General features: G+C 63.1%; 20 protein-coding genes and 1 riboswitch. Of the genes, 14 read left to right on the plus strand and 6 right to left on the minus strand.

The window, feature by feature from the left end; genetic code table 11:
- The first annotated feature begins 2 nt into the window (after positions 1 to 2).
- From MKZ91_RS16610 to derI, 7 genes are all read left to right on the plus strand, one after another.
- Positions 3 to 1,055 (plus strand): class II aldolase/adducin family protein, encoded by a 1,053-nt coding sequence (locus MKZ91_RS16610; protein ID WP_336172152.1) that lies wholly within the window; start codon positions 3 to 5, stop codon positions 1,053 to 1,055.
- Complete coding sequence (locus tag MKZ91_RS16615; RefSeq protein WP_336172153.1) at positions 1,052 to 2,332, plus strand: FGGY-family carbohydrate kinase; 1,281 nt, start codon at positions 1,052 to 1,054, stop codon at positions 2,330 to 2,332. Before MKZ91_RS16610 ends, MKZ91_RS16615 begins: the two co-directional genes overlap by 4 nt.
- Positions 2,329 to 3,174: a TIGR01459 family HAD-type hydrolase gene (locus MKZ91_RS16620; protein ID WP_336172155.1), complete on the plus strand. Its 846-nt coding sequence runs from the start codon at positions 2,329 to 2,331 to the stop codon at positions 3,172 to 3,174. Before MKZ91_RS16615 ends, MKZ91_RS16620 begins: the two co-directional genes overlap by 4 nt.
- 14 nt (positions 3,175 to 3,188) lie before the next feature.
- Positions 3,189 to 4,127 (plus strand): sugar phosphate isomerase/epimerase family protein, encoded by a 939-nt coding sequence (locus MKZ91_RS16625; protein ID WP_336172156.1) that lies wholly within the window; start codon positions 3,189 to 3,191, stop codon positions 4,125 to 4,127.
- Between the two features lie 100 nt (positions 4,128 to 4,227).
- Positions 4,228 to 5,007 carry a DeoR/GlpR family DNA-binding transcription regulator gene (locus MKZ91_RS16630; RefSeq protein WP_336172245.1) on the plus strand — a complete coding sequence of 260 codons (780 nt, stop codon included), beginning with the start codon at positions 4,228 to 4,230 and terminating at the stop codon, positions 5,005 to 5,007.
- On the plus strand, positions 5,004 to 5,771 hold the full coding sequence (locus MKZ91_RS16635) for a triose-phosphate isomerase (protein ID WP_336172157.1): 768 nt from the start codon (positions 5,004 to 5,006) through the stop codon (positions 5,769 to 5,771). The genes MKZ91_RS16630 and MKZ91_RS16635 overlap by 4 nt, the downstream gene beginning before the upstream one ends.
- A 38-nt stretch (positions 5,772 to 5,809) precedes the next feature.
- Entirely contained in the window at positions 5,810 to 6,253 is a 444-nt protein-coding gene (gene derI / locus MKZ91_RS16640) for a D-erythrulose-4-phosphate isomerase (RefSeq protein WP_336172158.1), read from the plus strand.
- Positions 6,254 to 6,665: 412 nt separating this feature from the next.
- Here derI and MKZ91_RS16645 read toward each other — a convergent pair whose 3' ends face one another.
- The 6 genes from MKZ91_RS16645 to MKZ91_RS16670 all read right to left on the minus strand — a co-directional run bounded on the left by MKZ91_RS16645 (position 6,666) and on the right by MKZ91_RS16670 (position 12,536).
- Positions 6,666 to 7,139, minus strand: coding sequence for a 6,7-dimethyl-8-ribityllumazine synthase (locus MKZ91_RS16645; protein ID WP_336172159.1), 474 nt, complete (start codon positions 7,137 to 7,139; stop codon positions 6,666 to 6,668).
- Positions 7,140 to 7,231: 92 nt separating this feature from the next.
- A riboswitch (FMN riboswitch) is annotated at positions 7,232 to 7,382 on the minus strand.
- Positions 7,383 to 7,503: 121 nt separating this feature from the next.
- Positions 7,504 to 8,565 carry an ABC transporter ATP-binding protein gene (locus MKZ91_RS16650; protein WP_336172160.1) on the minus strand — a complete coding sequence of 354 codons (1,062 nt, stop codon included), beginning with the start codon at positions 8,563 to 8,565 and terminating at the stop codon, positions 7,504 to 7,506.
- Positions 8,566 to 8,576: 11 nt separating this feature from the next.
- The gene (locus MKZ91_RS16655) at positions 8,577 to 9,359 is read right to left on the minus strand and encodes an ABC transporter permease (RefSeq protein WP_336172161.1); all 783 of its coding nucleotides are present in this window, start codon (positions 9,357 to 9,359) and stop codon (positions 8,577 to 8,579) included.
- A complete protein-coding gene (locus tag MKZ91_RS16660) occupies positions 9,356 to 10,237 on the minus strand; it encodes an ABC transporter permease (protein ID WP_336172162.1) in 882 nt (293 codons plus the stop codon). The genes MKZ91_RS16655 and MKZ91_RS16660 overlap by 4 nt, the downstream gene beginning before the upstream one ends.
- Positions 10,238 to 10,366: 129 nt before the next feature.
- The gene (locus MKZ91_RS16665) at positions 10,367 to 11,473 is read right to left on the minus strand and encodes an ABC transporter substrate-binding protein (protein ID WP_336172164.1); all 1,107 of its coding nucleotides are present in this window, start codon (positions 11,471 to 11,473) and stop codon (positions 10,367 to 10,369) included.
- Positions 11,474 to 11,678: 205 nt separating this feature from the next.
- The gene (locus tag MKZ91_RS16670; RefSeq protein WP_336172165.1) at positions 11,679 to 12,536 is read right to left on the minus strand and encodes a MurR/RpiR family transcriptional regulator; all 858 of its coding nucleotides are present in this window, start codon (positions 12,534 to 12,536) and stop codon (positions 11,679 to 11,681) included.
- A gap of 196 nt (positions 12,537 to 12,732) precedes the next feature.
- Here MKZ91_RS16670 and MKZ91_RS16675 point away from each other — a divergent pair, with 196 nt between their 5' ends.
- From MKZ91_RS16675 to MKZ91_RS16705, 7 genes are all read left to right on the plus strand, one after another.
- A complete protein-coding gene (locus MKZ91_RS16675; RefSeq protein ID WP_336172246.1) occupies positions 12,733 to 13,506 on the plus strand; it encodes an N-formylglutamate amidohydrolase in 774 nt (257 codons plus the stop codon).
- Between the two features lie 113 nt (positions 13,507 to 13,619).
- Positions 13,620 to 15,167, plus strand: a complete 1,548-nt coding sequence (locus MKZ91_RS16680; RefSeq protein ID WP_336172167.1) for an amino acid permease — start codon at positions 13,620 to 13,622, stop codon at positions 15,165 to 15,167.
- Positions 15,168 to 15,315: 148 nt separating this feature from the next.
- Positions 15,316 to 16,680 (plus strand): glutamine synthetase family protein, encoded by a 1,365-nt coding sequence (locus MKZ91_RS16685; RefSeq protein WP_336172168.1) that lies wholly within the window; start codon positions 15,316 to 15,318, stop codon positions 16,678 to 16,680.
- Positions 16,681 to 16,884: 204 nt separating this feature from the next.
- On the plus strand, positions 16,885 to 18,270 hold the full coding sequence (locus MKZ91_RS16690; protein ID WP_336172170.1) for an aldehyde dehydrogenase family protein: 1,386 nt from the start codon (positions 16,885 to 16,887) through the stop codon (positions 18,268 to 18,270).
- The gene (locus MKZ91_RS16695; protein ID WP_336172172.1) at positions 18,267 to 19,412 is read left to right on the plus strand and encodes an iron-containing alcohol dehydrogenase; all 1,146 of its coding nucleotides are present in this window, start codon (positions 18,267 to 18,269) and stop codon (positions 19,410 to 19,412) included. The genes MKZ91_RS16690 and MKZ91_RS16695 overlap by 4 nt, the downstream gene beginning before the upstream one ends.
- Before the next feature lie 316 nt (positions 19,413 to 19,728).
- Positions 19,729 to 20,475 (plus strand): ParA family protein, encoded by a 747-nt coding sequence (locus MKZ91_RS16700; protein ID WP_336172173.1) that lies wholly within the window; start codon positions 19,729 to 19,731, stop codon positions 20,473 to 20,475.
- Positions 20,476 to 20,662: 187 nt separating this feature from the next.
- Positions 20,663 to 21,382 (plus strand): ParA family protein, encoded by a 720-nt coding sequence (locus tag MKZ91_RS16705; RefSeq protein ID WP_336172175.1) that lies wholly within the window; start codon positions 20,663 to 20,665, stop codon positions 21,380 to 21,382.
- Positions 21,383 to 21,579: the final 197 nt, after the last annotated feature.

Genomic DNA, 21,579 nt, shown 5'->3' on the forward strand with positions numbered 1-21,579 from the left:
GGATGCGAAGTCTGGAATTCGAAGCGCTTCTCGATCTTTCCGCCCGTGTCGGCTCCGACCCGCTGCTGGTGCAGGGGGCCGGCGGCAACACGTCGATCAAGGAAGGCGGCACGCTCTGGATCAAGGCCTCCGGCCTCTGGCTGGCCCACGCCCGCCAGCGCGATGTCATGGTGCCGGTGGCGCTCGAGCCCTTGCTCGATGCGCTGGAGCGCAATGATCCGGCGACGGAGAAAGCGCAGGACTTCGTGATCGCCGAGCGCAATCCTTCGGGCCTGCGTCCCTCCATCGAGACGACCGTGCATGCGCTGATGCCGCAGAAAGTGGTGGTGCACGTGCACTGTGTCGAGACGATCGCAACGGCGTTGCAGGTGAATGGCGCAGCGATCGCCGCCGAACGGCTCGCCGAATTCCCCCATGTCTTCGTCCCTTATGCCCGGCCGGGGTTGCCGCTCGCCAGGGCGATCGCCGAGCGTCTGCAGGACGACACCTCGGTTCTGGTCCTCGGCAATCACGGGCTTGTCGTCGCCGCAAACAACGTCACGGATGCGGCGATCCTGTTGACCGACGTGACGCGCCGCTTGAGCGGCCAGAGGCGGCAGGCGCCGGCTGCAGATCTTGCGGCGCTTTCGCGTCTTGTTGTCGACAGCGACTATCGGCTGCCGGAGGATGCAAGCCTGCATGCGGTGGCGGCCGACCTCGAGAACTGCCGCTTTGCTGCCGGTGGCAGCCTCTACCCGGATCATGTGATCTTCCTTGGCAAGGGCGTTGTGCTCGCCGCACCGGGCGAGACCGCGCTTGTCATCGAGACGAAGCGGCGCGCTGCCGGCGAGAGCCCGCCGCCGCTTATACTTTTCCCCGGCAAGGGTGTGCTGGTGCAGAAGGAGATTTCCGCCGGTGCCTTCGCGATGGCCCGGTGCCTTGCGGACGTGACGACGCGCATCCCGGCGGATGCCCGCCTGCGCTACCTGACGGAGGCGGAAAACGCCGAGCTTCTCGGCTGGGACGCGGAGAAATATCGCCAGCAGCTCAACCGGGCCGGACAGGTGCTGCAATGAGTGGCGACAAGCTGGCGATTGGCATCGATCTTGGCACCTCGGGCGCACGGGCGGTCGCCATGGCCGAAGACGGCGCCGTCGTGGCAACGGGTGCGGCGAAGCTCTCGTCCCACAGTGACGATCACCGCGACCCGATCGGCTGGTGGAAGGCGGTGCAGGTGGCTCTTGTTGAAGCGCTTGGAGGTATCGACCGGCAGAACGTTGCAGCACTCGCGATCGACGGCACATCGGGTACGATGCTGCCGGTGGATCAGGGCGGCGCGCCGCTGGCGACGCCGATGATGTACAACGACCCGGTTGCCGATCGTGCTCTTCTCGATGCGGTCTCCGCCCATGTGCCGCGCGAGAGTGCCGCCCATGGCGCGACATCAGGTCTTGCCAAGCTTCTCGCCTTTCAGTCACGGCCCGGGGTTTTCCGGGTGATCCACCAGGCCGACTGGCTCGCCGGGCATTTCACCGGGCTTTACGACGTTTCCGATGAGAACAATGCTCTGAAGACCGGGTACGATCCGGTGACACGATCCTGGCCGGACTGGATCGAAAAGACCGGTGCGCGCGTGGATCTGCTGCCCGACGTGCTTCCGGCCGGCGCGCCGATCGCGACCATCGCGCCGGCGGCGGCCGAAGCCTTTGATCTGCCGGCCGAGGTGGTGGTCGTCGCCGGAACCACGGACGGCTGCGCCTCGTTTCTCGCGACCGGCGCCGATCAGCCGGGCGACGGCGTCAGTGCGCTCGGCACGACGCTGACGGTGAAGATGCTCTCAGATCGTCCGCTGTTTGCACCGGAATATGGGCTCTACAGCCATCGCATCGGCGAGATGTGGCTTGCGGGCGGTGCGTCGAACACGGGTGGGGTCGTTCTGGCCGAACACTTCTCGCCCGAAAGGCTGGCTACGCTTTCCGCCGAGATCGATCCGGCTGAAGAGACCGGGCTCGACTACTATCCGCTTGTCAGGCCCGGCGAGCGTTTTCCGGTGTCCGATCCCAATTTTCCGCCGCGCATGAGCCCGCGTCCATCCGATGATGCAACCTTCCTCAAGGCGATCTTCGAGGGCATCGCCGGGGTCGAGAACCTCGCCTATCAGCGGCTGATGTCGCTTGGCGGGCCGAGGCTTCGTTCGCTGCGAAGCGTCGGCGGCGGTGCGAAGAATGTGGCCTGGACGGCGATCCGTTCACGCAGGCTCGGTGTGCCATTCCTGCCGGTTCTCTCCGAGGAGGCCGCCGCCGGTACGGCGCGGCTTGCGCTTGCCGGCGCCAGAAAGGCGGGTGTGCTGTGACTGGTGTCGAGACCATTGCCGGGCTCGGCGCGATCGCCGATCGCTACGATGCCTTCCTGATCGATCAGTTCGGCGTGTTGCGCGATGGACGTGGACCCTATCCCGGAGCGGCGGAAACGCTTGCGCGGCTGAAAGACGCCGGGAAACGCATCATCGTCCTGTCCAATTCGGGAAAGCGCTCGGCGGAAAACGACCGTCGCCTCGTCGAACTCGGCTTTGTCGCCGGCAGTTGGGACTGGTTCCTGACCTCAGGCGAGGTCGCCTGGCAGATCTTGAGGCGGGAAGGCGGGGCAGGTGGCGGCACAGCACGCAAATGCCTGCTGATCAGCCGCGACCATGACCTCTCGCCAATCAAGGGGCTCGATCTCGAGCGTACCGACAGTGGCGCCGATGCCGATGTCGTCCTGCTCTCGGCGAGCGAGGGCGATGTCCATCTGCTCTCCTACTATGCGGTGCTGCTGGCACCTGCGGCTGCGCGGGGCGTTCCCTGCCTCTGCACCAATCCGGACAAGGTGATGCTGACGACAGCCGGAACGGCGTTCGGTGCCGGCCGGATCGCCGAGCTTTACGAGGAACTCGGCGGCAGCGTGCGCTGGATCGGCAAGCCCTTCGCCGACATCTATTCCTTTGCGCTCGATTTCCTGGGGCATCCGGATCCGGCGCGGGTCTGCGCGATCGGCGACAGCATCGAGCACGACATCGCCGGCGCCACGGGGGCGGGTCTTCATTCCGTGCTGGTGACGACAGGTATCCTGCAGCACGCCTCGAATGAAGAGCGGAGCCGGCTCTTTGCCGAACATGGGGCAAGCCCCGACTTCATCCTTCCGAAATTTCTCTGGTAGCCGGGAGTAGGATCGTGGCCTTCACGCTGTCGCTCAACACCAATCCGCTGGTCAACCGCTTCGCCGAGCCCGACGACCTGATCGACACGATCGCCGAGAAGATCCGCATCGGCTACGTGCAATTGACCCATGAATTCGTCAATCCCGGCTGGCCGGCGGCGACGATCGCCAAGACCGTCCGGCAGTTTCGCCGGGTGCTCGACCGCACCGGCGTGAAGATCACTTCGGGCATGACCGGTCCCTACGGCCGGCTCAACCACTTCGGCCATCCGGATCCGGATGTCCGGCGCTACTACGTCGACTGGTTCAAGACCTTTGCAGATATCTCCGCCGAGCTCGGCGCTTCCGGTATGGGCACGCAATTCGCGATCTTCACGCTGAGGGATTACGACGATCCGGCGCGGCGCGAGGAGATGATGCGCATCGCCATCGACTGCTGGCGCGAGGTCGCCGAGCACGGCAAGGCGGCGGGTCTTTCCTATGTCTTCTGGGAGCCGATGTCGGTTGGCCGCGAGTTCGGCCATACGATCGCCGAATGCCGGGCGCTCGACCGGCGGTTGGCGGAAGCGGATCTGTCGATCCCGATGAAGATGATGGTCGACATCGACCATGGCGATGTCACCTCCGACAATCCTGATGACATCGACCCCTATGCCTGGGCCGGCGCGTTCCCCGAGCGCTCGCCGATCATCCACATCAAGCAGTCCTCGATGAACAAGGGCGGCCACTGGCCCTTTACCGCCGCCTACAACAGCGATGGTCGCATCACGCCCGAGAAGCTGATCGGCGCGGTCAGGGCAGGCGGTGGCACGGACAACGAGATTTGCCTGGAGCTTTCGTTCCGCGAGCGCGAGCCGACCGATCACAACGTCGTTGAGATGATCCGGGAGTCGGTCGAATTCTGGGAACCCTTCATCGATACGGGTTTCAATCATGCACAAAAATCACATTAAAAAGTCACAAAATCACATAATTGAAATTGAAAAATCACATGTAAGTGTTATCTTCTCACGGTGAGCGCGGCGATGGCCGCGCGTGATCGGGGCCGAGACGATGAAGCCGGAAGACAGGCGACAGGCGATCATGGATGTGCTGATGGAGGCCGGGACGGCGTCCGTCGAGGACCTGTCGCGGCACTTCGGCGTCAGCAAGATGACGGTGCACCGCGATCTCGACGACCTCGAGCAGGCGGGGCTGTTGCGCAAGGTGCATGGAGGCGCCTCGATCCAGTCGAGCCCGCAATTCGAAAGCGACTTCCGCTACCGTGAGAAGATTGCCACCGCCGAAAAGCGGCGGATCGCCGAACATGCGGCCACGCTGATCGAACCGGGGCAGAGCATCCTGATCGACGACAGCTCAACGACCGGCGCGATCGCTGAGTGCATCCGCGACATTCGACCGCTGACGGTCATCACCAACAATCTCGGTGTGATCAGCAGTCTCTCGGGCGCTCCCGGCATCAACGTCATCGCGCTCGGCGGCCAGTACAGCAAGAAGTTCAACGGCTTCTTCGGCATCGTCACCGACGAGGCGCTGCGCTCGCTGCGCGTCGATATCGCCTTTCTGTCGAGCTCGGCGATCGAAGGCACGACGGCGTTCCACCAGGACCAGGAAGTGGTGCAGGCCAAGCGCCTGATGGTCAAGGCGGCCAAGCGCAAGTACCTGCTGGTGGATCACGACAAATTCGGGCGCTCGGCGCTCCATTTCCTGACCGGGCTCGATGCCTTCGACGCGGTGCTGACCGGCGCCGAGCTGGCGCGCGAACATGCCGCACCGCTTGGAGAGGCGGGCATCCGGCTGGTCAGGATCGACAATTCCAAGGAGAAGGCATGAGCATGTCCGCATTCTGGGTCGGCACCAGCTGGAAGATGAACAAGACGCTCGCCGAGGCGATGGCCTTTGCCGAGGGCTTGGTGGCTGCCGATGCGGCGCGCGACGAACGCATCCAGCGTTTCGTCATTCCGCCGTTTACGGCGGTGCGTGAGGTCAAGGCGCGGCTTGCCGGCACCAGCGTCAAGGTCGGCGCCCAGAACATGCATTGGGACGATGCTGGCGCCTGGACCGGCGAGGTCTCGCCGCTGATGCTTTCGGATTGCAATCTCGATGTGGTCGAGCTTGGCCACAGCGAACGGCGTGAGCATTTCGGCGAAACGGACCGCACTGTCGGCCTGAAGACGGCAGCCGCCGTGCGCCACGGCCTGGTGCCGCTGATCTGCATCGGCGAGACACTTGCCGAGCGCGAAGCTGGCGAGGCGGACGCGGTGCTGAAGCGCCAGGTCGAAGGCGCGCTTCAGCTTCTCGAAGGCGAGGCGAAGGCGGCGACCATCCTGCTTGCCTACGAGCCGGTCTGGGCGATCGGCGTCAACGGCATCCCCGCGACCGCAGACTACGCCGACGAGCGCCACAAGCGCATTGCCGAGGTGGCCGAAGCGGCGCTCGGCGCACGCGTGCCGGTGCTCTACGGCGGCAGCGTCAACCCCGGCAATTGCGAAGAACTCATCGCTCAGGCGCATATCGACGGTCTCTTCATCGGCCGCTCCGCCTGGGATGTCACTGGCTATCTCGACATTCTGCAGCGTGTCTCAAGGGCGATCTGAGCCTTTCGCCGCGGCAGGTTCTTAGGAAAGGAACAATCATGAAGATTGCAATCGGGGCAGACAGCGCCGGCAAGCCCCTGCTGGATGTCATCGCCGCTCATCTCGGCGGCAGGTCCGATGTTGAAGTCGTGGACCTCAGCCAGTCCGGCTTCTATGCGGATCTCGCGCAGAACCTGGCGCAGCAGGTCGTCGAAGGCAAGCACGACCGCGGCATCCTGTTTTGCGGCACCGGCATCGGTGTGTGCATCTCGGCCAACAAGGTGCCGGGCATCCGTGCGGCGCTCACGCATGACACCTATTCGGCCGAGCGAGCCGCGAAGTCAAACAACGCCCAGATCATCACCATGGGTGCCCGCGTCATCGGTTCCGAGCTGGCGAAGGCGATCGTCGATACCTGGCTTGCATCCGAGTTCGATCCGGAAGGCCCGTCCGCCGGCAACGTCCGGGCGATCGACCGGCTCGACGCTGTCAGAGCGGGATGAGCAGAAGGGGGAGTGGTCTTCCAACGGCCTCCCGCTCCCCCTTGTGATCACGGTGATTTTGGGTCGGTCCGACCCAAAACACTTTTGATCGGCCTCTAAACCTGAAATCGCGACGCCCGTTGATCCTCCCTCAGGCATCGTGACGACGCGCCCGGCAGCGATGCCGGGCGTATTCGCGTGCAGGGACAACCGCGTCGCGATTCCTGAGGTTGCTTGCTGATCTTCTTCGACTTCTCGCTCGTCGCGCCATCACCGGAAACCTAATTGACCGAAGGTGGCGAGGGCGGGTTCTTGGCAGCGAAAAGGGCGCCACATGTGTCCTTCTCCCCGCGCGCGGGGAAGGTGGCGGCAGCCGGATGAGGGGCAGGCCCTCACCGAGCGGATGAGGGGCAGCCGATGTCTCGAGGGCCGATCAGGCGTTGATCAGCGCCAGCTTGGCACGGGCGTCGAGGATCTGGGCGCAGGCGTTGGCGGCTTCCGTGCCCTTGGCGACGAAGTGTTCGCGGAAGAAGGTGATCAGCGGCTCGCTTTCCTGGAAATTATGCGGCGTCAGCACGGCCGAAAGCACCGGCACGTTGGTGTCGAGTTGCACCCGCATCATGGCGTCGAGCACGGTACCGGCGACGAAGTCGTGGCGGTAGATGCCGCCGTCGACGACGAAGGCGGTGCCGAGGATCGCGGCATAACGGCCAGTCTTGGCCAGCGTCTGCGCGTGCAGCGGGATTTCGAGCGCACCGGGCACGTCGAAGATCTCGACGTCGGCTGCCGAACCGCCGAGCTTCGTCCATTGTGCAACGAAGGCATCGACCGCGCGGTCGACGATGTCGGCGTGCCAGCGGGCACGGACGATCGCGATCTTGGCGGCGGGGTGGGAAAGAATGGTCATGGTCTCAAGCCTTTCAGGGTTTGGCGTTTTCCAATGATCCCGTCGGGCGAACATGCATGCGCGCGGGGACCCGTTGCGGGGCCCACGTTCCTGCTTGCTCTCTTCCATCCGGACTGTGACCGTCGGCTCCGGAATCTGACCGGATCTGCTGACCCCCAGGGGTGAAACCCTAAGGCGCTCGCGGGCTTCAGCCTTTCGGCCGCTACCGCCGGTGGGGAATTTCGCCCCGCCCTGAGAACAACGCGACTATATAGCGCGAGCGTGGGCGGTCAAACGCGCGCTGCGACGAAAATGCTGGAAATCACGACAGAATTTTCCAGGGTTCGACGCCATCGGAAGAAATCGTTCCGATGGCGTCAGCCTGCTACTCGCGAATGACGAGCAGGTCCTTGGCGGCAAAGCGCAGGGTGACGCTGTCGCCGGAAACCGGCGGGGCCACGCCCGGATTGTTGAACATGTCGAAGGAGATGACGTCGCCGCCGACGCGAAGGCGCGTGCGGATGACCGAGCCCAAGAAGCTGGTCGAGACGACTTCGCCGGCAAGGGCCGTATCGCCCTTGGCACCTTCGGCAATCGAGCCTGCTTCGGGACGCAGCGCCAGCGATATGCTGTCGCCGCCCTTCATGCCGGCAATCGGGTCCTTCAGCGCGATCTGCTGGTTGCCGATCGTCACCGCACCCGATGCCGGGTCCGCGACCTTGCCCTCGATGATGCTGAGCGTGCCGACGAAGGAGGCGACGAAGCGCGTTGCCGGCGTGTTGTAGATCTCGAAGGGGGTGCCGATCTGGTCGGCGCGGCCGGCATTCATGACGACGATGCGGTCGGAGATCGACAGCGCCTCTTCCTGGTCATGGGTGACGAAGACCGTTGTGATGCCGAGCTGCTGCTGGATCTGCCGGATTTCCTCGCGCAGCGAGACGCGGATCTTGGCGTCTAGTGCCGAAAGCGGCTCGTCGAGCAGCAGCACCTGCGGTTTGACGGCAATGGCGCGGGCAAGCGCCACGCGCTGCTGCTGGCCGCCGGAGAGCTGGTAGGGGAAGCGGTCCGCCAGATGGTCGAGCTTGATCAGCCCGAGCATCTGCTTCACCCGTGCGTCGATCTGCGACTTCTCGGTGCCTGCAATCTTCAGACCGAAGGCGACGTTGTCATGCACGTTCATGTTGGGGAACAGCGCATAGGCCTGGAACACCATGCCGATGTTGCGCTGGTTGGGCTTCAGTGCGTTCTGGTCCTTGCCGTTGATGACGATCTTGCCGCTGGTCGGCGTCTCGAAGCCGGCGATCATGCGCAGAACCGTCGTCTTGCCGCAGCCCGACGGGCCCAAGAAGGAGACGAACTCGCCCTTTTCGATGTTCATGTTGAAATCATGCACGACCTGAACCGGGCCGAAGGACTTCTTGATGCTGGTGAGTGACAGAAAACTCATTGGTGCGGTCCTCAGGCCTTAGGAGGCGCGCTTTTCTGGAAGCGCGAGACGAGCTGGATGAGGCCGAGGCAGCCCCAGGTGATGCCGAATGCGATAACGGCGAGAGCCGCCGGCTCATAGGCGCGGTTGGCGCCCAAGAGCTGCATGTAGGGGCCGAAGGCCGGTCGGTTCAGAAGCGCCGCCATGGTGAACTCGCCGATGACGATGGCAAACGTCAGGAAGGCGCCCGAAAGCACCGCGACCAGCACGTTCGGCAAGATGATCTTGGCAAGGATCGTCGTCCAGCCGGCGCCAAGGCTCTGGGCCGCTTCGGTGAGCGTGCCGACGTCGATGGTGCGAAGGCCAGTGTCGACGGCGCGGTACATGTAGGGAAGCGCAAGCGTCGCATAGCCGAACATCAGGAGGATGTTGGTGCCGGTCAGCGAGCCCGTCAGCGGCAGCCAGCTCGAGGTGTTGTAGAGCCGGATATAGCCGAAGACGATGACGATCGCCGGGATGACCAGCGGCAGCAGCGTGATGAACTCGATAACGGGGCGCAGCCGCGGCAGCTTGAGGCGGACCCAGTAGGCGGTCGGAACAACCAGCAGTACGCCGAAGACGATGGTGAACAGCGCCTGCAGCACCGAATAGGTGAAGGTCTCCTGGAAGCGCGGGTCGGCAAAGACCTTCTGATAGGCGTCGAAGGAATATTCGCCGCGGCGCATCTTCAAGGAGAAGTTGGTCATGCCGATGAGCGGCAGGGTGAAATAGAGGAGGCCGAACAGGAGAGCCCCCCAGGCCCAGATCTTCTTCATTTCAGCCACCTTTCGCTGCGGCCCCGCAGCCAGATGTAGATCGCATTGGCGATGCCGGTAACGACGATCATGCCGAAGGCAAGCGCATAGCCGAGATGCGGATTACCAAGCACGTCGCCGCGGATCTGGGCAAAGAGCAGGATCGGCACGATCGACAGCGACGAGCCGGTGAGTGCGATCGCGGTTGCAACCGCGCCGAAGGCATTGGCAAAGAGCAGTGCGAGCGTGCCGAGGAGCGAGGGAAGCAGGATCGGGAAGGCGACCATGCGCCAGTATTGCAGGCCCGTGGCGCCGAGGATTTCCGCCGCCTCGCGCCATTCGCGCTTCAGCCCGTCGAGCGCCGGCGTGATGATCAGGATCATCAGCGGGATCTGGAAGAACAGATAGGTGATCGTCAGCCCCCAGAAGGACAGGAGGTTGAAGCCGAGCATCCTCAAGTCGAAGCCGAAGTTCGAGCGCAGGAAGACGGTGACGATGCCGACGGGGCCAAGCGTCGCGAGGAAGGCGAAGGCGAGCGGCACGCCGGCAAAGTTGGAGGCAACGCCCGAGAAGGTCAAAAGCGGCCCGCGGATGCCCTTCGGCAGTCCGCCGAAGACGATGGCAGAGGCCATGGCAAAGCCGATCAGGCAGCCGAGAAGTGCGGAGGCGATGCTGATCTTGATCGAGATCCAATAGGCGGCAAGGATCGAGGGCGTGAACAGGCCGCGGATATTCTCGAATGTGAAGCTGCCTTCCGGCGTCTGAAAGGCGCCGATGACGATCTTCATCGTCGGCAGGATCAGGAACAGCGTCACGAAGGCGGCAAAGGGTAGGATACCCAGCCAGTGAAGCGGTAGGCGACGCGCAGGCGGGCTGGCGTCGGGTTTCGCAGATGACATTCCGTTCGCCCCCGTGAAGCCGCGTAATCGATGCGGGCGTAATTGATGGTCTAAAGAATTGAATTTCTTGCAAATAACGTATGCGCCCCGACCGGAAAACCGGCCGGGGCGACAGGACTGTGGAAAGACTTACTGGACGTTCGCGCCGACGACGGCATCCCAGCCGCCGGTGACGGCAGCCTTGTTGGCGTCGACTTCTTCGAGCGTCGGGAAGTAGGCCTTTTCATAGGCTGCTGCCGGCGGCAGGGCGTCGATCAACTCCTGCGGAACCTTGCCGGCCTTGACCATGGCGTTGAAGCGAGCCGGGTGGCAGAAGCCCTTGAGCCAGCCGAGCTGACCTTCGTCGGAATAGAGGTGCTCCATCCAGAGCTTCGCTGCGTTCGGGTGCGGCGCATAGGCCGAGATGCCCTGAACATAGACGCCGGCGAGAACGCCGCTGGCCGGAACGACGACTTCGGTCGGCGGGTTGCCGGCAAGCGTCTTGGCCCAGCCGAGAGCGTTGTAGTCCCAGGCGACGATGATCGGGGTCGAGCCCTGGGCAAGCGTGCCGGACTTGCCGATGACCGGAACGAAGTTGCCGGCCTTGTTCAGTTCGGCGAAGTAGCCGAGGCCGGTCTCACCGGCTTCCTTGCCTGCCTTTGCGCCCTTGGCAAGACCAGCGGCGAGAACGCCGAGGATTGCCTGGTTCGAAGCGCGCGGATCGCCGGCAAGAGCGACCTGGCCGGTATATTCCGGCTTCAGCAGGTCAGCCCAGTCCTTCGGAGATTCCTTGACGAGGTCCTTGTTCACAAGGAACGACATGACGCCGTAATAGTCGCCGTACCAGTAGCCTTCAGCATCCTTGACGGTGTCCGGGATCTCGTCCCAGGTGGAAACCTTGTAGGGCTGCAGCAGGCCTTCGGCCTTCATCTGCGGGCCGAAGGCGAGACCGACGTCGACGACGTCAGGAGCCTGCGGGCCCTTGTTGTCCTTGTTGGCCTTCACGGCCTCGACTTCGTCGGCCGAGCCGGCATCCGGGTTCAGTTCGTTGACCTGGATTTCCGGATACTTGGCCTTGAAGGAAGCGATGACGTCGCCATAACCGCACCAGTCGTGGGGAAGGGCGATCGTGGTCAGCATGCCTTCCTTCTTGGCGGCTTCGATGAGCTCGGCGCTCGGCTCGGCGGCAGCAATTGCCGTCGTCGCCAGGAAGATGGCGGTGGAGAGCGAAAGCAGGCGTTGGGTTTTTGAAATCACTGGTGTTCTCCTTATGGGTTTAGTCAAATTCGTGGGGTTTCAGTCGATTTCGGCGAAGCTGTTAAAGAGATGCGATGAAAGTAATGTGACAGCGTTTTTGCTGTTCGCGCCGCGTATGTCGTTGGAAGAACATTTCTTTTTGTCACACGCGATTTACCTGTCGCATACCTGCATAAGATTCCGTGAACGTGTCGGCGACCTCTCCCTAAACCGGTTTGCGAAAGATGCGGGTGGAATCGAAAAGGCCCTCTAGCGTCTTCATCCGGTCGCGGGTTTCGTCCCAGTTCGAACTCTGGACGGCCTCGATGAGCGCTTCGATCAGAAACAGGATGACAACCGAACTGTCCCAGGCTGACGGCACTTCGATCTGTGAGCGGAACACCCGGGAGGCGGACTTGGCGACCGGCGACGTCCAGCGGTCGGTGAACAGCACGATTTCGACGCCGCGCTCGCGGGCCGATTTGGCGAGCGTCACCATTTCCTGCTCGTAGCGGCGGATGTCGAAGAGAATCAGCACGTCGCCCTGGCGCATGTCGAGCACGTAGTGCGGCCAGGCACTGGCATTGGAGGCGATTTCGATGACCCCCGGCCGGATAACCTGAAGGTGGGTGAAGAGATAGTCGGCCAGCGACCGGGTGATGCGGCCGCCGAGCAGATAGACGCTGCGCTTGCGGTCAGCGATGAGGGCGGCGGCCTCGTCGAACTCCTGCGGCTCGATCTGGGTCAGCGTCTCGCGCAGATTGCTGGTGATCGCATCGGCAAAACGGTTGAGCGTATGAGTGCCCGGCGCGTTGGCGGCCCAGCGGTCGTGCTTGGTGATCGGGTTCGAGATCGTCGCTTCCAGTTCCTGGTGCAGGCGCGCCTGGAAATCCGGAAAGCCGCGGAAGCCGAGCTTTTGCACCATGCGCGCGACGGTCGGGGTCGAAACGCCGGCGTTCTCGGCGACCGTGGTGATCGAACCGAGTCCTGAAACGGGATAATTGTCGAGAAGTGTCTCCGCCAATTGCTTCTCCGCGCGGGTCAGCGCGGTGAATTGGGCAGTGATCACGTCCGACACCGTCATGGATGTCGCCTTGCTGCTCAAATTATCTCCCCTGAACCGATCTAAAGCCGGTTTGTGACAGATTAAACATCGCTGTCACAATTGGAGTCAATCGCAATTTTGAAGAGATCGTTTCAGATTTCGATTGACACTCGCCAATCTCTGAAGAATTCTTTTCATTAACGAACGTCTAACGGGGCAAGAGGGGATGCCGGTGTTGACGCGACTTTTGACCGAAGCAGATGGCGATCCGGTTGCGATCGAAAACGCCGCAGGCAAGGGCGATGTCGTGCTCGTCTGCGAGCACGCCTCGCGCAGGGTTCCCGAGCGGCTTGGTACGCTCGGTCTTACCGATCAAGCGCTCGAAAGCCATATCGCCTGGGATCCGGGGGCGCTGGCGGTTGCCGGGCTGCTTGCCGCCAAACTCGATGCCGCGCTGATCTATCAGCGCTTCTCCCGCCTTGCCTACGATTGCAACCGACCGCCCGAAGCCGACGCGGCCATGCCCGTGGTCAGCGAGGTCTATGAAATACCGGGAAACCGGACGATGTCGGCCGACGAGCGCCAGGCGCGCATCGACGAGATCTACAAGCCGTTTCACGATGCGGTCGCCCGTTTCGTCTCGGAGCGCAAGGCCGGAGGACGGCCGCCGATCCTGGTGACGATGCATAGCTTCACGCCGGTCTATTTCGGCAATCCGCGGGCGGTTGAGGTCGGCGTGCTGCATGACGCCGACAGCCGGCTTGCCGACCAGATGCTGCTTGCCGCGACGAAAGGGCAGGTCGCCTACGATATCCGCCGCAACGAGCCCTATGGGCCGGCTGACGGCGTTACCCATAGCCTGATCGAATATGGCGTCCACAACGGGCTGCCGAATGTGATGATCGAGATCCGCAACGATCTCATTCGCAATGACATCGGCCAAAGGGTCATGGCCGATTACCTGGAAGGGCTGCTGCGCAAAGGCGTCGCGGCCGTTTCAGCACAATAAAAGACCCTGGGGAGCGGCCTGGCCGCGGTCCTGTTCCGGGCAGCCGGGGCGGGTGGTTGATGGGACCCGGTCGCAATGGGGCGGTCTGGTCTGAAAAAATCAGGGGAAGAAAAATGCAAGACTACAGTGATATCGACAAAAAGCAGGACATGAGTGTCTTGCACTCGATGGGCTACGCCCAGGAGCTCGAGCGGCGCATGAGCCAGTTCTCGAACTTCGCGGTGTCGTTCTCGATCATCTGCATTCTTTCGGGCGGCATCAATTCGCTCGCCCAGGCGACCGCAGGCGCGGGGGGCGCGGCGATCGGCATCGGCTGGCCGCTCGGCTGCTTCATTTCCTTCGTCTTTGCCGTCGCCATGGCCCAGATCAGCTCTGCCTATCCGACGGCCGGCGGCCTCTATCACTGGGGTTCGATCCTCGGCAACCGCTTCACCGGCTGGCTGACGGCCTGGTTCAATCTGCTCGGTCTCGTCACCGTTCTCGGCGCCATCAACATCGGTACCTACTACTTCTTCATGGGTTCCTTCGGCACGCCCTATTTCGGTCTTGCCGACACGATCGGAACGCGTATCGGCTTCCTGGTGATCATCACCGGCGCCCAGGCGCTCGTGAACCACATGGGCATCGGGCTGACCGCCAAGCTCACGGACTTTTCCGGCTACCTGATCTTCGCAACGGCAATCCTGCTCGCACTCGTATGCCTTACCGCTGCCGACAGCTACGACATCGCACGCCTCTTCACCTTCTCCAACTATTCCGGTGAAGCCGGCGGCAACGTCTGGCCCGAGACTTCGGGCACCTGGGTGTTCCTGCTCGGTCTGCTCCTGCCGATCTACACGATCACCGGCTACGACGCCTCGGCGCACACTTCGGAAGAAACGGTGAAAGCCGCCCATTCCGTGCCGCGCGGCATGGTCTCGTCGGTGCTGTGGTCGGCGCTCTTCGGCTACATCATGCTGTGCTCGTTCGTGCTGATGATCCCGAACATGGACGAAGCCGCCAAGCAGGGCTGGAACGTGTTCTTCTGGGCGATGGACGCGCAGGTGCACCCTGTCATCAAGGATATCCTCTATCTCGCCATCTTCGTCAGCCAGTGGCTGTGCGGCCTGGCGACGGTGACCTCGGTGTCGCGCATGATCTTCGCATTCTCGCGTGACGGCGGCCTGCCGGCGTCCAAGGCGCTGGCCAAGGTGAGCCCGACCTACCGCACGCCGGTTGCCGCGATCTGGACCGGTTCGATCCTCTCCGTGCTGTTCGTCTGGGGCTCGTCGCTGGTCTCGATCGGCGAAACGCCGGTCTACACCATCGTCGTCTCGTGCACCGTCATCTTCCTGTTCTTCTCCTTCGCGATCCCGATCACGCTTGGTCTGTTCGCCTGGGGAACCTCGAAGTGGGACAAGATGGGTCCGTGGAACCTCGGCGAAAGCATGTTCAAGCTCTTCGCAGTGCTTTCGATCGCCGCCATGGTGCTGATCTTCATCCTCGGCGTTCAGCCGCCGAACGACTGGGCGCTCTACATCACCGTCGGCTTCCTGGTGCTGACGGCGCTGATCTGGTTCGGCCTTGAAAGACGCCGTTTCCGTGGCCCGCCGATCGGCGACGAAGTGGCACGCCGCCAGGCCGAAATCGCCGCTGCCGAAAAGGCGGTCGGCCAGATCTAACCAACACCGAAAAAGGCGGGAGCGCGACCGCGACTTCCGCCTTTTCTTTTGCCGGAACCTCTCCGGTTACCTGAACGGAACACGCACGCGGCCCAATAAATCGTGACCCAAGGGAACGGCCGCGTGACCAAACATGGGATGGACGTTGATGAGCTATACGTTTGACGAGTTGAAAGAAGACGTCGCCGCCGGGCGCATCGATACGGTGCTTGCCTGCCAGGTCGACATGCAGGGCCGGTTGATGGGCAAGCGCTTCCACGCGCAGTTCTTCGTCGATGGCGCCTGGAAGGAAACGCATAGCTGCAACTACCTGCTTGCGACCGACATGGAGATGGAAACCGTTCCAGGTTACAAGGCGACGAGCTGGGAAAAGGGCTACGGCGACTATACGATGAAGCCGGATCTCTCGACGCTTCGCCGCATCCCCTGGCTCGAAGGCACGGCACTCGTGCTTTGCGACATGCTCGACCACCACACCCACGAGGAAGTGCCGCATTCGCCGCGCGCGATCCTGAAGAAGCAGGTGGCGCGGCTCGAGAAGATGGGGCTCAAGGCCTATATGGCGAGCGAGCTCGAATTCTTCCTGTTCGACCAGTCCTATGACGACGCCCGCCAGTCCGGCTACCGCGACCTGCAGCTCGTCAGCGGCTACAACGAGGACTACCACATCTTCCAGACGACCAAGGAAGAGGACGTGATGCGGGCAATCCGCAACGGTCTCCAGGGCGCCGATATCCCGGTCGAAAATTCCAAGGGCGAGGCGTCTGCCGGCCAGGAAGAAATCAACGTGCGCTATGCCGATGCGCTGACGATGGCCGACCGGCATGCGATCATCAAGAACGGCTGCAAGGAAATCGCCTGGTCGCGCGGCAAGGCCATCACCTTCCTTGCCAAGTGGAACTATTCGGCCGCCGGTTCCTCCTCGCATATCCACCAGTCGCTCTGGAGCGCCGACGGCAAGTCGTCGAAGTTCTACGATGAAAGCGGCAAATACGGCATGTCGGAGATGATGCGCCACTATGTGGCGGGTCTGCTCACCCATGCGAGCGAGATCACCTATTTCCTTGCGCCCTACATCAACTCCTACAAGCGCTTCATGGCTGGCACCTTCGCGCCGACCAAGGCTGTGTGGAGCAAGGACAACCGCACGGCCGGCTATCGCCTCTGCGGCGAAGAGACCAAGGCGATCCGCATCGAATGCCGCGTCGGCGGCTCCGATCTCAATCCCTATCTCGCCTTTGCCGCTTTGATCGCCGCTGGCATTTCCGGTATCGAGAACAAGATGGAGCTGGAAGCGCCCTTCGTCGGCGACGCCTATGGCGGCAAGGACGTGCGCGAGATCCCGCGCACGCTGCGCGACGCCACGGCGGCGCTGAGTGAATCCAAGATGCTGCGCGAAGCCTTTGGCGACGAGGTCATCGAGCACTATGCAAGGGCCGGACGCTGGGAACAGGAAGAATACGACCGCCGCGTCACTGACTGGGAAGTCGCGCGCGGCTTTGAAAGAGCGTAAGGAGGGCGCGGGATTTGCCCCTCACCCTAACCCTCTGCCCGCCTGCGGGGAGAGGGGACCTACTCTGCGAATCGAGCTTGGTTGGGAGAAACGGCGCGGCATGTTTCCTTCGCCCCGCTTGCGGGGAGAAGGTGGCCGTAGGCCGGATGAGGGGCGGCTGCAGCACCGAACGAGAATTCCCATGGAACAAACAGGAAGACGATCATGAGCATGATCAAGTGCATTTCGCCCGTAAACGGCGAGGTCTACGCAGAACGCCCGGCCATGCCGCTGGAACTTGCCAAACAGGTGGTTTCGCGCGCCCGCCAGGCGCAGAAGGCCTGGGCGCGCCGGCCGCTCGACGAACGCGTCAATCTGGTGCTTGCCGGTGTCGCGCGTCTCAACGAGATGGTCGACGAGGTGGTACCGGAGATCGCCTGGCAGATGGGCCGGCCGGTGCGCTACGGCGGCGAGTTCAAGGGCTTCAACGAGCGCTCGAACTATGTCGCCTCGATCGCTGCCGATGCGCTGAAGCCGCTGGTGATCGAGGAGAGCGACCGCTTCGAGCGCCGCATCGCCCGCGAACCGCATGGCGTCGTCTTCGTCGTCGCCCCGTGGAACTATCCCTACATGACCGCGATCAACACGGTCGCACCGGCGCTGATGGCCGGCAACACCGTCATCATCAAGCATGCGAGCCAGACGATCCTCGTCGGCGAGCGCATGGTGCGGGCCTTCGTCGAGGCGGGCGTTCCCGCCGACGTTTTCCAGAACATCTTCCTTGACCATGAGACGACGGCAGCACTGATCGCCGCCAAGAGCTTCGACTTCGTCAACTTCACCGGTTCGGTCGAAGGCGGACGCTCGATCGAGCGGGCTGCCGCCGGCACCTTCACCGGGCTTGGCCTCGAACTCGGCGGCAAGGATCCGGGCTACGTCATGGAAGACGCCGACCTCGACGCGGCCGTCGACACGCTGATGGACGGCGCCACCTACAATTCCGGCCAGTGCTGCTGCGGCATCGAGCGCATCTACGTACACGAGTCGCTCTATGACGCCTTCGTCGAGAAGTCGGTCGCCTGGGTCTCCAACTACAAGCTCGGCAACCCGCTCGATCCGGAAACGACGCTTGGGCCGATGGCCAACAAGCGCTTTGCCGCGACCGTGCGCGAACAGATCGCCGACGCTGTTGCCAAGGGTGCCAAGGCGTTGGTCGATCCGAAGCTGTTTCCGCAGGATGACGGCGGCGCCTATCTCGCACCGCAGATCCTTGTGAATGTCGACCACTCCATGACCTTCATGCGCGAAGAGACCTTCGGTCCGGCCGTCGGCATCATGAAGGTGAAGAGCGATAGCCAGGCGATCGAACTGATGAACGACAGCCAGTATGGCCTGACCGCGTCGCTGTGGACCAGGGATGCCGAGCGCGCGGCGCGCATCGGCGCCGACATCGAGACCGGTACGGTCTTCATGAACCGCGCCGACTATCTCGATCCGGCACTCTGCTGGACCGGCGTCAAGGAAACCGGCCGCGGCGGCTCGCTGTCGGTCATCGGCTTCCAGAACCTTACCCGTCCGAAATCCTACCATCTGAAGAAAGTCACAGCATGACCATCACCGCCAACTGGAGCTATCCGACCGCCATCAAGTTCGGTGCCGGCCGGATCAAGGAGCTTGCCGACCATTGCAAGGCGGCGGGCATGAAGAAGCCGCTTCTGGTTACCGACCGGGGCCTCGCGCCGATGGCGATCACGCAGAACGCGCTCGACATTCTTTCAGCCGCCGGTCTCGGCCGGGCGATCTTTGCCGACGTCGATCCGAACCCGAACGACGTCAACCTCGAGGCCGGTGTGAAGGCCTTCAAGGACGGCGGCCATGACGGCGTCGTCGCCTTCGGCGGCGGCTCGGGTCTCGACCTCGGCAAGTGCGTCGCCTTCATGGCCGGGCAGAGCCGCCCGGTCTGGGACTTCGAGGACATCGGCGACTGGTGGACGCGTGCGAGCGTCGAGGGCATCGCCCCGATCGTCGCCGTGCCGACGACCGCCGGCACCGGCTCGGAAGTCGGCCGCGCCAGCGTCATCACCAATTCGGCCAGCCACGTGAAGAAGGTGATCTTCCATCCGAAGTTCCTGCCGGCAGTGACGATCTGCGACCCGGAACTGACGGTTGGCATGCCCAAGGTGATCACCGCCGGCACCGGCATGGACGCCTTTGCCCATTGCCTGGAAGCCTATTCCTCGTCCTTCTACCACCCGATGTCGGCTGGCATCGCGCTCGAGGGCATGCGGCTGGTGAAAGAGTATCTGCCGCGCGCCTACAAGGACGGTGCCGACATCGAGGCGCGTGCCAACATGATGAGTGCGGCCGCCATGGGGGCCGTCGCCTTCCAGAAGGGGCTCGGCGCCATCCACTCGCTGTCGCACCCTGTTGGAGCGATCTACAACACCCATCACGGCATGACCAACGCGGTGGTGATGCCGCCGGTGCTGCGCTTCAACCGCCCGGCGATCGAAGAGAAGATTGCGCGCGCGGCCGCCTATCTCGGCATTTCCGGCGGCTTTGACGGCTTCTACGACTACGTGCTGAAGCTGCGCGAGGAACTCGGCGTTCCGGACAAGCTGTCGGCGCTCGGCGTCGGCACCGACCGGATCGACGAGATGTCGGAAATGGCAATCGTCGACCCGACCGCCGGTGGCAACCCGGTCGAGCTGACGCTCGATGCTGCGGAAAAACTCTTCCGCGAGTGCATCTGACACCGCACCGCCGGCGCTTGCGGCTCGCCGCGAGCGCCGGCTCCCCCGATCGGCCACCATGATTTGAGCCGGTGCGCGGTCTCACGCAGGAGCGCGACACGGCCGAAAGCTGCATCGCTTTCCTCGCCCCTCCCTTGGATTAGAGGGTTGAAAACACTACTTGCCATTGCAGGCGACTTGTCACCTAATTGTCACGATTTGGTTCCGCGCGGCGCGATCTTTACGCTTCGTTTACCGCAATCTGAAACGGTTTCATTAGCGTGTTCGTATGTAGCCGGCCGCCGGGTTTTGCGGTCGTGACGAGTAGGGTTCTCCGATGTCGACTATTTCCCTCGCGAATGCGAAGGGGGGAGCGGGCAAAACGACGGCAGCCTTGCTGCTGGCCTGCGAGTTCGCCCGCCGGGGCGAAAGAACTGCCGTTCTCGATTGCGACCAGCTTGCCTGCATGACCGACTGGTTCCGTCACGGCCGCAACGACGGCAATCTCTCCCTGGTATCAGGCGTGGCGACCAGCACGCTCAGCGATCATCTCAGGCGCCTGCGCGGCCAGGTCGATCATGTGGTCATCGACCTGTCGGGGGCCGCCGATGTGCTGGTCGCGCTGGCGATCGGCCTCTCCGACCTGACGCTGATCCCGGTACAGGGCTGCGTCATGGACGCGCGCGGCGCCATCCAGGTCTTGGAACTGATCCGCTACATCGAAAGCAATGCGCGCGCCAACATCAACCATGCCGTGCTGCTCACGCGCGTCAACCCGATCGTGACGACCAGGGCGATGCGCAAGGTCAAGCTGCTCTTGGCCGAGAGCCGCATTCGGCTCGTCGACACACCGCTCGTGGAGCGCACCGCTTTCCGTGAGCTTTTTGAACAGGGCGATACGCTCTATTCCCTCCACGCCAACAGGGTCAGCAACCTTGAAAAGGCACAGGCCAATGCCCGCGAGTTCGCCGAGGACGTGCTGAGGCTGCTCGATCCGCCGGGCGAGGCGGCGCGGCACGGGCCGTTTTCGTCCATGTGCTATCGCGAGCAGCGCAAGGCGGATCCGGTTCTCGTGCGGGCGTAAGCCCCGATTTGCCATTTTTCCCCATGCAGAATGGCTGGCGCGGCGATGTCCGGCGGCCCGACTGTCAGGTTTGACGTTCCGGCGTTTCCAATTCGTTAACCATGTTCTGAAAGGTTTCGTTAAGAAGCGAACCACCGGCCGTGGCCGTCCGGGTTCAGCGCGGAACATGCACAGAATGAGGAATATCATGGCGGTCATCACTTTCGCCAATGCAAAGGGCGGCGCGGGCAAGACGACGGCGGCGCTGATCCTGTCGACCGAACTGGCGCGGCAGGGGCATCGCGTCGTGGTTCTCGATGCCGATCCGCAGCGCTGGATCACGAGTTGGGCGGAAGTCTCCGGCACGATCGCCAACCTCTCGGTCATTTCGCACATCACGCCGGCGTCGCTCGAATGTCATATCCGCGAGATGAAGGACGAGGTGGACTACATCGTCATCGATCTCGCGGGCGCCAAGGACCAGATCGTCGCCCTGGCGCTGGCACTTTCCGACCAGGTGCTGATCCCGGTGCAGGGCTGTGCGATGGACGCGAAGGGCGCCGCGCAGATTCTTGAACTCATTCGTCAGATCCAGGACCGCTCGGGCCTGCGCATCAACCACTCGGTGGTGCTCACCCGGGTCAATTCGCTGGTCACCACCCGCGCACTGCAGACAATCAAGACGATGCTCGCAGAACGCGGCGTCTCGGTGCTCGACACGCCGATCGTCGAGCGCGCGGCCTATCGCGAGATCTTCGAATGCGGCGGCACGCTGCAGTCGATGGATCCGGTCCGCGTCAGCAATCTCGACAAGGCCTCAGAGAACGCCGCTGCCCTCGCCAACGAAGTGCAGGCGCTGATGCCGGCGAAGGCCCGCCGCTCCTGGGCTGCGCGCATGCCGTCCTGGGCGTCGCGCCGCGCGGCTTGAGCCACCGGGGCCAAGAGCTTCAAACACCATTGTTCCGGGCGGAAAGCCGCTTCGCGCCTTTCCTGGAATTGCTTTGGCTTCATCTGAGTTGACGCAATTCCGGGCGGAAAGCCGCTTCGCACCTTTCCTGGAATTGCTTTTGGCCCACCGGAATTGACGTTTGTCAGTTCCGGTTGAATCACGTTTCCGTATTCGCG

Source organism: Ensifer sp. MJa1 (assembly GCF_037026475.1).
Taxonomy (GTDB): Bacteria; Pseudomonadota; Alphaproteobacteria; order Rhizobiales; family Rhizobiaceae; genus Ensifer.

Excerpts from the sequence above, each read along its gene's own strand:
- MKZ91_RS16700 (WP_336172173.1), top strand. The coding sequence starts at position 19,729 with ATGTCGACTATTTCCCTCGCGAATGCGAAGGGGGGAGCGGGCAAAACG.
- MKZ91_RS16645 (WP_336172159.1), bottom strand. The coding sequence starts at position 7,139 with ATGACCATTCTTTCCCACCCCGCCGCCAAGATCGCGATCGTCCGTGCC.
- MKZ91_RS16635 (WP_336172157.1), top strand. The coding sequence starts at position 5,004 with ATGAGCATGTCCGCATTCTGGGTCGGCACCAGCTGGAAGATGAACAAG.
- MKZ91_RS16690 (WP_336172170.1), top strand. The coding sequence starts at position 16,885 with ATGAGCATGATCAAGTGCATTTCGCCCGTAAACGGCGAGGTCTACGCA.
- MKZ91_RS16610 (WP_336172152.1), top strand. The coding sequence starts at position 3 with ATGCGAAGTCTGGAATTCGAAGCGCTTCTCGATCTTTCCGCCCGTGTC.
- MKZ91_RS16650 (WP_336172160.1), bottom strand. The coding sequence starts at position 8,565 with ATGAGTTTTCTGTCACTCACCAGCATCAAGAAGTCCTTCGGCCCGGTT.
- MKZ91_RS16670 (WP_336172165.1), bottom strand. The coding sequence starts at position 12,536 with ATGACGGTGTCGGACGTGATCACTGCCCAATTCACCGCGCTGACCCGC.
- MKZ91_RS16615 (WP_336172153.1), top strand. The coding sequence starts at position 1,052 with ATGAGTGGCGACAAGCTGGCGATTGGCATCGATCTTGGCACCTCGGGC.
- derI (WP_336172158.1), top strand. The coding sequence starts at position 5,810 with ATGAAGATTGCAATCGGGGCAGACAGCGCCGGCAAGCCCCTGCTGGAT.
- MKZ91_RS16660 (WP_336172162.1), bottom strand. The coding sequence starts at position 10,237 with ATGTCATCTGCGAAACCCGACGCCAGCCCGCCTGCGCGTCGCCTACCG.
- MKZ91_RS16685 (WP_336172168.1), top strand. The coding sequence starts at position 15,316 with ATGAGCTATACGTTTGACGAGTTGAAAGAAGACGTCGCCGCCGGGCGC.
- MKZ91_RS16695 (WP_336172172.1), top strand. The coding sequence starts at position 18,267 with ATGACCATCACCGCCAACTGGAGCTATCCGACCGCCATCAAGTTCGGT.
- MKZ91_RS16680 (WP_336172167.1), top strand. The coding sequence starts at position 13,620 with ATGCAAGACTACAGTGATATCGACAAAAAGCAGGACATGAGTGTCTTG.
- MKZ91_RS16655 (WP_336172161.1), bottom strand. The coding sequence starts at position 9,359 with ATGAAGAAGATCTGGGCCTGGGGGGCTCTCCTGTTCGGCCTCCTCTAT.
- MKZ91_RS16705 (WP_336172175.1), top strand. The coding sequence starts at position 20,663 with ATGGCGGTCATCACTTTCGCCAATGCAAAGGGCGGCGCGGGCAAGACG.
- MKZ91_RS16630 (WP_336172245.1), top strand. The coding sequence starts at position 4,228 with ATGAAGCCGGAAGACAGGCGACAGGCGATCATGGATGTGCTGATGGAG.